Genomic DNA, 9,674 nt, shown 5'->3' on the forward strand with positions numbered 1-9,674 from the left:
GCGCCTATGGCACTTCAACATCATTGTCGCAGCCCCGACCCGCGGTCACGAGCGGGGGCTCCTATCTTTTTAGTGCCCTCGGATTGGGTCATAGTGTCTGGCGCTGGTCGTTGCCGGCGTTTCTGCCTACGGTTTGGCTGTGCCACCTATGGTGCAAGCGCGTACCGCGCGCGAGCTGCGTGTGGGGCACAAGGCCAAAAGCGATTTGGGCACCACAACCGGATACGCCTGGGCGAGCGTAGTCACGCACGTCGTGTTTGGTGTCGACGACGCGGGCAGCGCCGAGGCGTCGGACAACGAGATCGCGCTTGCCAACGGCAAGACCATCGTGCTCACCAATACCAAGATCATCGTGCTCACCAATACCAAGATCATCCATCACCTTTCCGATAACAGTGTTTCGGCCGTCGTAAACAAGGCCGAGCAGCAAAAGGGTCAGGATACGCAGCAGCCGGGGAAACCTGGCGGCTCCGGTTCGTCTGGTTCCAGCTCCGATTCGTCGAACTCGAGCGGTGGCTCCGGCTCGGGCTCCGCCTCCGGCGGGTCCGGGAGCAACAGCTCGGCGGGCGGCAGCACCGGTGGCAATACAAACTCCAGCGGCCTTTCGGCCGCCGAGGAGGAAAGCATACACAGCTGGCTCGTGACCAAGTGCAACATGCTCGATGGCTATGTCTCTCGGGCCAATGGCGCGGTCTCGACCTATAACGCAACAGGCGATACCGGGCCGTGCGATAGCCTGGCCAACGATATGTTTGTCATTCGCGCCGAGTTTGGCCGGCAAACGTTTTCTCCCCAGTCAAAGTGGTATCAGCAATACGCCAACCTATGGGGCTGCTACACCAACCTGTGCCAATGGGTGGGGCATTACGGCGATGACGACGTCGCGCTCAACAACTTCAATACCAAAGTGGCGGCGATCGCCCTATGACGAATAGCCTTGCTTCTAGCGCATCGTGCGCGCTAAACCGCGACCCCATGGTGGGCCTGCGCCTGGTGCGCGTTGGAGGGTTTGAGCCTGCTATTGCGCTGAGCCCGGATGAGCTACCCGTCTACCAGCGTCGATTTGCGATGCTGTTTGCCGACGACGGCACCATGCGCCGTGGCGGCATCGGCCGCGTGACGCGTGCCGTCAATGCCCAGGGCGAGGCCGTGGCGCTCAAGCAGCTCATCTTGCCGACGCGCGACGAGTTCGATGACGACGCCGCTTATGAGGCGCTGGTCGCTAAGTTTAAGGCGGCGTTTCGCGAGGAATACGAATGCCATCGCGCCCTTTCGGGCCTTAAAGGCTTTCCCCGCCTGTATGGATGGGGCGAGGTCGACGGTGTGCCTGCGATTGTCATGGAATGGGTCGAGGGCGAGACGCTTGCCCGCCTGCGCCCACGCCTTGCCGTGGACGATGCCGGTCGCTTGTCACCGATCGTGGCCGCTCGCCTGGGCCGCGACCTGTTCGACTTGCTCTGCCGCATGAACCTGGTGGGGGAGGGCTTTGTCCATCGCGACATCTCGCCGGCCAATATTATGGTTCGCACGGCGCGCCTGCCGCTCGACCAACAACTTGCCGAGGGCACGTTCGATTTGTGCCTCATCGACTTTGGCTCGTCGCTGGCGCTCGAGCCCGCCTCTGCGGTGGCGGGAACCGGCGGCAAGGAGTCCTTTACAGAGCGCTACGCCACGTTGCGCCGCGCGACGGTTGCCTACGCTCCGCCTGAGATGCTCACCGACGATATTGCTGACCTGCGCGTTTTGCGCATGTCGCCCGCAATTGACGTGTATGCCGCGGCGAGCACGGTCTATGAGCTCATCGCCGGCGTCGCGCCGTACGAGGCGGCGCCGAGCACTTCGGGCACCTCGGGTTCGCGCAAAAAGACGCGCGATATTGCCAGTCCCTATCGTCTCAAGATGGATACGCGCCCCGACTATCCCGCTGGCGCCCATGCGCCCGGTTGCGACCTAACCCAGCTGCTTCGGCGTGAGCCCGATGTGGCGCTCGCCGCCGCCGAGCAGGCACAGCAGATGGGGCTCGAACCGGACTCCGAGGAGTTGCGCGACGCGCTGGCATTTGTCGATGCCCAGTTGTTCGACGTGGTCATGGCCTGCCTGTCGTGTAATCAGGGCGATCGTCCCGAGCCCGCCGCGGTGGAGGCGGCGCTTACGACGTTTTGCGACCACTACGCGCAAAACGTCGGCCGCTCGCTCCGCGGCGAGCCGCTCACGCCCTGTCCCATGGACGCGTCCGGCCGCATGGTCCGTCGAGCTGCGATGATCGGCGCTGCGGCTGTCTGCGGCCTCGTATGGGCCGTTGTGGTGGTGTCGGCGGCACTGCTGGCGTCTGGTGCTCGTGCGACGGTTGCCGTGGGGTACATTTCGTGGTCCGGTACGCTGCCGGGTGTCGTTGCCGCGCTCGCGCTGGCGCTGCCGGGCATGGCGGGTATTGCCGCCGGCGCCATGGCGCGCGATCGTCGCACGGGGTTCCTGCATGGCGTACTGGCGCTTTCTGCCTGCGAGGTTCCGGTGCTGATCGCGGTTGCATGCACTGTGTTTTCCCAGCGCGCCGTAGCGAGCGGCCTTGTTGCCGCCTTAATTGCAACATACACGCTCGTATGGTTTTTGCTATCGATGGGTTTTGCCTTTGAGTTTCCCGTCGCGGCGCCGCGGCGCGCAAAAACCCAGACGGCGACGCCGCTTGCCGGTGGTGCCGCAGCGGTTCGCGCCTTTGTCGGGGCGACTGAGGAGTCGTCCGATACGAGCTCAACGACCAAGGAGGTCTAGGCCATGGCATCTCAAATCAAGCTCACCCCGTGCGGAGCCATGTTCGACATCTTTAAACGCGCAGCGCACCTGAGCCATATCGAGCTGTGCGGCATGGTGCTTTCGAGCCGTCCGCTGGCCGATGGCCGCAGCCCCCAGAGCCGCGCCGCCGATCGCTCCTGGGTCTCGCGTTTTATCGTGCGCGCTCCGGTCGGCACGCTGCAGGAGCGCTATTTTGCCGATTACGGCACCTCGGCCGCGCGCATCATGTCGCATCTTGCCCTGCGTCGCCGCAATCCCATGAATGCCACGGCGGTGATCAACATGGTGTGCGGGCCCGCCGGCGAGCCCATGGTGCGGGCGCTCGAGGAATGCCATCAGGATACGAGCCTCTACCGTAATGCGGTCGAGCGCCTGTCGCAGGCGGCGGAGCTTATGCCCGCCGAGCGTGCCGAGGCCGTGCTGGTGCTGTTTGTCGCCGTCGGCTGCTCGGCAGATGTCCGCTCGTCGGTGACCTATGCCATCGACTACGCTCATGCGACCTGCGGCGGCGCCACGTCGACGCCGCGCTCGCTGAGCACCTCGACGGTCACGGGCGATCACGAGGCGGCGCCTGCGCACCCGCTGGGCCTGCTTCGCGTGCAAGGCGGTTACGTGGTAAGTGCCCCGCGCTGGATTCAGCCGAGTGAGCAGGGCGTCGAGATCGGTGCGCTGGCGACGGGGGAAGGCGATATCACCGATGTGGGCGATGACGTTTCGGCTCGCCATGCCCACGTGTGGTGCGATGATCAAAATGCCTGGTACGTCGAGGACCTGTCGTCCACCAACGGAACCGTGGTGGTAAACGGCGCGACGAACGTCTGCACTCAGGTCGAGCCCGGCCGCCGCGCCCAGCTCAACCCCGGTGACGAACTCAGACTCGGCGAATCCACCACCTACGCCATCCTCCTCGGCGCCCTCTAACTCATCTCCTAAATAAGTTGCGGTGAAATAGTTCCTGATGAGGCCCTTGAGGCGGGTATCCAAGAACTATTTCACCGCAACTGCTGCGTGGTCCCCGGGGATTGCGTTCGTTGGCAGCGGCCGTGTGATAGTCACCCGAGGTAAACCTTTACCTCCCACCTATATTTGTCGAAATTACACTTGACGGCGGGGTACAATAAGCCCGCATGCGGATTTCCGTTGCGGGCGCTTCCCATCGCCGGGGCGTGCCCGGGAGCATCCGGCATGCGGCCTTTGCGGCGCTCGGCCATGTGCAAGACGGGTAGCTAGGCCTGCGGTGCGCAAGCGCCCCTCGCCTTGGCATGCCTTCTCTCCACGCCATGTACCTGCTGCTCAGTCTGCCTGCCAGATGATTGGAAGCAACAGCGAAAATCCCATCACGCCAACATCCCGGCAATCGCCGGGGCCTGTATACCTATATGAGAGGAGAGGGGTATATGGCGCGTAAGTTTAAGTCTATGGACGGCAACGAGGCGGCCGCATATGTTTCGTATGCGTACACCGAGGTAGCGGGAATTTATCCCATTACGCCGTCCAGCCCGATGGCCGACCACGTCGACCAGTGGGCGGCCCAGGGTCGCAAGAACATCTTTGGCACCCCGGTCAAGGTCGTCGAGATGGAGTCCGAGGCAGGTGCAGCCGGTACCGTTCACGGTTCGCTGGGCGCCGGTGCTCTGACCACCACCTACACGGCTTCTCAGGGCCTGCTCCTGATGATCCCGAACATGTACAAGATCGCGGGCGAGCAGCTCCCGGGCGTCTTCCACGTCTCCGCGCGTTGCGTCGCTTCCCACGCCCTGAACATCTTCGGTGATCACTCCGACGTTATGGCCTGCCGCCAGACCGGTTTCGCCATGCTCGCCGAGGGCAATGTCCAGGAGGTCATGGACCTCTCGCCGGTGGCTCACCTTGCCGCCATCGAGGGCAAGACCCCGTTCCTTAACTTCTTCGACGGCTTCCGCACCAGCCACGAGATCCAGAAGGTCGCCATGTGGGACTACAAGGATCTGGCCGAGATGTGCGACATGGACGCCGTCCAGGCTTTCCGCGATCACGCGCTCAACCCTGAGCACCCGCACACCCGCGGCAGCCACGAGAACGGCGACATCTTCTTCCAGAACCGCGAGGCCTGCAACAAGGTCTACGACGAGCTCCCTGCCGTCGTCGAGGGCTACATGAAGAAGATCAACGAGAAGCTCGGCACCGATTACGGCCTGTTCAACTACTACGGCGCTCCCGACGCCGATCGTGTCGTCGTGTGCATGGGCTCCTTCTGCGACGTGCTCGAGGAAGTCATCGACTACCTCAACGCTCACGGCGAGAAGGTCGGCCTGGTCAAGGTTCGCCTGTTCCGTCCGTTCTCCATCAAGCACTTCGTCGACGTTCTCCCCGAGACCGTCCAGAAGATCGCCGTCATGGACCGCACCAAGGAGCCGGGTTCCATCGGCGAGCCGCTCTACCAGGACGTCGTCTCCGCTCTCTACGAGGCCGGCAAGACGGGCATCAAGGTCGTCGGCGGCCGTTACGGCCTGGGCAGCAAGGACACGCCTCCCGCGTCCGCGTTCGCTGTCTTCGAGGAGCTTAAGAAGGACGAGCCCAAGCGCGAGTTCACCATCGGCATTGTCGATGACGTGACCAACCTGAGCCTGCCCGAGGCCGAGGATGCGCCCAACACCGCAGCCCCCGGCACCATCGAGTGCAAGTTCTGGGGTCTGGGTGGCGACGGCACCGTCGGCGCCAACAAGAACTCGATCAAGATCATCGGCGACCACACCGACAAGTACGTTCAGGCTTACTTCCAGTACGACTCCAAGAAGACCGGCGGCGTCACCGTCTCGCACCTGCGCTTTGGTGATTCCCCGATCCGCTCGCCGTACTACGTGACCAAGGCCGACTTTGTCGCCTGCCACAACCCCAGCTACATCGTCAAGGGCTTCAAGATGGTCCGCGACGTCAAGCCGGGCGGCACCTTCCTGGTCAACTGCCAGTGGAGCGACGAGGAGTTCGCCGAGCACATGCCCGCCGTGGCCAAGCGCTACATCGCGAACAACAACGTCAACGTCTACCTGATCGACGCTATCGACCTGGCTGCCAAGGTCGGCATGGGCAAGCGCACCAACACGGTGCTCCAGTCCGCCTTCTTCGCGCTGGCCAAGGTCCTGCCCGCCGAGGACGCCCTGCAGTACATGAAGGACGCGGCTACCAAGTCCTACATGAAGAAGGGTCAGGCCATCGTCGACGCCAACCATAAGGCCATCGATGCCGGCGCTACCGCCTTCCGTAAGTTCGAGGTTCCGGCCGACTGGGCAACTGCCGAGGATGCCGCTCCCGTCGAGCTCACCGAGGAGACCAAGTCCGCCATCGCCCAGCAGGTCAAGAACCTGCTCGAGCCCATCGATCGCATGGATGGCGACAGCCTGCCCGTTTCCGCCTTTGTCGATTGCGCCGACGGCCAGTTTGAGCTGGGCGCCTCCGCATACGAGAAGCGCGGCGTCGCCGTGGTCGTTCCTCACTGGGACGAGACCAAGTGCATCCAGTGCAACCAGTGCGCCTATGTGTGCCCGCATGCCACCATCCGTCCGTTCGCGATGACCGAGGACGAGGCTGCCGCCGCGCCCGAGGCTACCCGCACGCTCGACGCCATGGGCCCCAAGGCCAAGGGTATGAAGTTCACCATGGCCGTGTCCCCGCTCGACTGCATGGGCTGCACCAACTGCGTCAAGGTCTGCCCCAAGGGCGCCCTCGAGATGGTTCCCACCGAGCAGGAGATGGACCAGCAGCCCGTTTGGGACTACATGGTCGAGAACGTCTCCGAGAAGAAGGAACTCATCGCGGCCAACGTCAAGGGCAGCCAGTTTAAGCAGCCCTACCTGGAGTTCTCCGGCTCCTGCGCCGGCTGCGCCGAGACCGCCTATGCGCGTCTGGTGACCCAGGTTGCCGGCGACCGCATGTTCATCTCCAACGCCACCGGCTGCTCCTCCATTTGGGGCAACCCCGCTGCCACCGCTCCTTACTGCAAGGATAAGGACGGTCACGGCCCGGCGTGGAACAACTCCCTGTTCGAGGACAATGCCGAGCACGGTCTGGGCATGGCCGTTGGCTACGAGGCCGTCCAGAAGAAGCTGATCGCTGCTACGCAGGAGATCATCGCCGCTGACGGTCCGTCCGACGAGCTCAAGGCCGCCGGTCAGGCTTGGATCGACTCCGTCAACGACGCCGAGGCCTCTAAGACCGCTGCCGCCGCCTACGTTGCCGAGCTCGAGAAGTGCGGCTGCGACGCTTCCAAGGCGATCCTCGCCGACAAGGCTTACCTCACCAAGAAGTCCTTCTGGATCTTCGGTGGCGACGGTTGGGCCTACGACATCGGCTTCGGTGGCCTGGACCACGTCCTGGCTTCCGGCCACAACGTCAACGTCTTTGTCTTCGACACCGAGGTTTACTCCAACACCGGCGGTCAGGCCTCCAAGGCCTCGAACCTGGGCCAGGTCGCTCAGTTCGCCGCTGCCGGTAAGGTGACCAAGAAGAAGTCCCTGGCCGAGATTGCCATGAGCTACGGCTACGTCTATGTGGCGCAGGTCGCCATGGGCGCCAACCCGGCTCAGACCCTCAAGGCCATCCACGAGGCCGAGGCCTACGACGGTCCGTCCCTCATCATCGGCTACAGCCCCTGCGAGATGCACTCCATCAAGAAGGGCGGCATGCAGAACTGCCAGGCCGAGATGAAGAAGGCTGTCGAGTGCGGTTATTGGAACCTCTTCCGCTTCAACCCCGAGGCTGCTGCCGGCAAGAAGTTCTCGCTCGATTCCAAGGAGCCCGCGGGCGGTTATCAGGAGTTCCTGATGAACGAGGCCCGTTACGCTTCGCTGACGCGTTCCTTCCCCGAGCGCGCCGAGGAGCTCTTCAAGGAGAACGAGCAGGCCGCCATGGACCGCTACGCTCACCTGCTGAAGCTTAAGACGGTGTACAACGAGGCCTAGGTCTCCCACCGCAGGATCTGAGGGCTGACCTTCGCGGACGTCCTCGGACATGAAAGAACCCCCGCTGCGCACTACGTGCGGCGGGGGTTCTTTCGTCCTGCGGAGTGTCCGCGAAGGTCAGCCCTCAGACCCTGCTACGACTACGTCCTCGGATTGTGTGGCTGAATGAAGGACGTGGCTGTGGGGGCCTTTTGTCCCCTTCGCTGTTTCGCGGCTTTGCCGCGAAACCTCGCGCCACTTTGGGGATGGATGGAGGTTTTGGCTGTTGCTGCCTTTTGGAGCTCATCTATATTCCTTATGCTGAATGAAAGGCCCCATGTTTTTGTAAGGGTGCATACTCGTCTTATTAATGCATAGAATCTCGTATAGTGCGAGTAAGATATAACGCTGCCCGTTTTGTGTTTAGCAAAGATATAGTTTGCATAATCTGGTCTAATCCTTGCTCTATTAAAATAAAGTTGCACGTAAACGACGTAGATATGCCTAAGCTGGGCTTCTTTACGCTGAGCGGGTAAAAATGACCGTTCACCGTTCAACTGTTTTCAAAATGAATAAAATGAGCGATAAAGAGAATATAAACCTTAATAAACTCGCGTATCGCACGGACGCGGGTTATTAATGGGTTGTAGGCCTTTTACAGAAAGGATTCCAGCAATGTCTAAGCCTCTTGGCAAGCCCGATCGTATTGTCGTCGCCCTTGGCGGCAACGCCCTCGGCAACAACCCCGTCGAGCAGATCGAGGCCGTGAGCAACACCGCCCACGCTCTCCTTGGTCTCATCGAGCAGGGTAACGAGATCATCATCACCCACGGCAACGGCCCGCAGGTCGGCATGATCCAGAACGCCTTCGCTGCTGCCCACGACGCCATCGGCACCCCCGAGATGCCGCTGCCCGAGTGCGGCGCCATGTCCCAGGGCTACATTGGTTATCACCTGCAGCAGGGCATCGGCCGCGAGATGCACAAGCGCTATAAGCGTTGGCACGCCGCCACCGTCGTCACCCAGATCGAGTGCGACCCGGATGATCCCGCGTTCAAGAACCCGACCAAGCCGATCGGCCCCTTCTATACCGAGGAGCAGGCCAAGGAGTTCATGGCCGAGGATCCCTCCAAGGTCTTCGTCGAGGATTCCGGCCGCGGCTGGCGTCGCGTCGTCGCTTCCCCCGATCCCAAGAAGATCGTCGAGGCTGACTCCATCCTCAACCTGCTCGACAACGAGTTCATCGTCATCGCCTGCGGTGGCGGCGGCATCCCCGTCGTCCGCGACTACGAGAACAAGGGCTGCTACAAGGGCGTTCCCGCCGTCATCGACAAGGACCTGGGCGGCGAGCTGCTGGCCGAGGACTGCGACGCCGACGTTCTGTTCCTGCTGACCGCCGTTGAGCATGTCGCCATCAACTTCGGCAAGCCCAACCAGGAGGAGCTCGAGGACCTCACCGCCGACGAGGCCGAGCGCCTGGCCGACGAGGGCCAGTTCGGCAAGGGTTCCATGGAGCCCAAGGTCCGCGCTGCCATCAAGTTCGCCCGTTCCCGCAAGGGCCGCACCTGCATCATCGGCGCTCTGGACAAGGCCGCCGAGACCATGGCCGGCCTCTCCGGTACCCGCATCCACGAGTAGTCTCTACTCTGTTGCCTCTCTCGTGGGCGCCAGGCAAAGCGCCCACAAACTAGCCTCTCTTCCTGAGCCCCGCAGTCCGCTCCGGCTGCGGGGCTTTTGCTATTCACCTAGTCATTGGGGACAAACCCGGCACTTGGGGACGGTCCTTTCCTGCCGGCAGCTTGGGACAGTCCTTAATAGTCATTGGGGACGTTCTTAAACGACTAGCCAAACAAGAACGTCCATTACAGTCGAAATTGTCAGCCTGGGACCATCTCGGGCTACGATTGAGGCGCGCCCAGAACGGGCCGCCGACCGGGCGCCCGCGCACGGCCGAACGTCCCTGCCCCC

The 9,674-nt window shown here is 62.5% G+C and carries 5 protein-coding genes; all 5 read left to right on the top strand.

Annotated elements, in window-relative coordinates; genetic code table 11:
- Nucleotides 1–148 precede the first annotated feature (148 nt).
- The 5 genes from I2E45_RS10020 to arcC all read left to right on the top strand — a co-directional run bounded on the left by I2E45_RS10020 (nucleotide 149) and on the right by arcC (nucleotide 9,344).
- A complete protein-coding gene (locus tag I2E45_RS10020; protein ID WP_195445958.1) occupies nucleotides 149–928 on the top strand; it encodes a hypothetical protein in 780 nt (259 codons plus the stop codon).
- Nucleotides 925–2,769 carry a serine/threonine protein kinase gene (locus tag I2E45_RS10025; protein ID WP_195445959.1) on the top strand — a complete coding sequence of 615 codons (1,845 nt, stop codon included), beginning with the start codon at nucleotides 925–927 and terminating at the stop codon, nucleotides 2,767–2,769. The genes I2E45_RS10020 and I2E45_RS10025 overlap by 4 nt, the downstream gene beginning before the upstream one ends.
- A 3-nt stretch (nucleotides 2,770–2,772) precedes the next feature.
- Nucleotides 2,773–3,711 (top strand): FHA domain-containing protein, encoded by a 939-nt coding sequence (locus I2E45_RS10440; protein WP_229058935.1) that lies wholly within the window; start codon nucleotides 2,773–2,775, stop codon nucleotides 3,709–3,711.
- Between the two features lie 476 nt (nucleotides 3,712–4,187).
- Entirely contained in the window at nucleotides 4,188–7,727 is a 3,540-nt protein-coding gene (gene nifJ, locus I2E45_RS10035) for a pyruvate:ferredoxin (flavodoxin) oxidoreductase (RefSeq protein WP_195445960.1), read from the top strand.
- A 654-nt stretch (nucleotides 7,728–8,381) separates the two neighbouring features.
- A complete protein-coding gene (gene arcC / locus I2E45_RS10040; RefSeq protein WP_006235166.1) occupies nucleotides 8,382–9,344 on the top strand; it encodes a carbamate kinase in 963 nt (320 codons plus the stop codon).
- The last annotated feature ends 330 nt before the right edge of the window (nucleotides 9,345–9,674 follow it).

The organism is Collinsella aerofaciens (assembly GCF_015555045.1).
Lineage (GTDB): Bacteria > Actinomycetota > Coriobacteriia > Coriobacteriales > Coriobacteriaceae > Collinsella > Collinsella aerofaciens_W.